Here is a 593-nt window from a genome sequence, read left to right on the forward strand (position 1 = left end):
TCGACTTTAGCAGATAAATCGTCGTAAAAACCTTCTGCCGTTAAGTCTTCAAACATCGCAATACCAGCACGCATCGCAAGTGGATTACCTGATAACGTACCCGCTTGATACACACCGCCAAGCGGTGCGATACAAGACATAATCTCTTCTTTACCGCCGAACGCACCAACTGGTAGACCTGCACCGATGATTTTGCCAAAACAGGTCAAATCAGGCGTGATACCGAAGTGTGCCTGCGCACCGCCCAGACCCACGCGGAATCCTGTCATGACTTCATCAAAAATCAATACTGCGCCATGCTCAGTACACTGGGCACGCAGTGTATCGTGGAACTCTTGCGTCGGAATGACCATATTCATGTTGCCAGCGATCGGCTCTAAGATCACACAAGCAATCTCATCACCCCATTTTTCAAAGCAGTCTTTGATCGCTTGTGGATCATTATAAGGAATCGTGATCGTGTGCTTCGCAAAATCGGCTGGTACGCCTTTCGACGTTGGCTCACCAATATCGAGCATACCTGAGCCTGCTTTGACAAGTAGACTATCTGAATGACCATGGTAACAGCCTTCAAACTTGACGATTTTGTCACG

At 48.1% G+C, this 593-nt stretch carries 1 protein-coding gene; it reads right to left on the reverse strand.

The genetic code is table 11. The features are described from left to right. Positions 1-593 (reverse strand): aminotransferase class III-fold pyridoxal phosphate-dependent enzyme (locus ACS8FC_RS19205; RefSeq protein ID WP_439297965.1); only part of this gene is annotated, 593 nt, incomplete at both ends.

It is taken from the genome of Psychrobacter sp. 1Y4 (genome assembly GCF_051847555.1).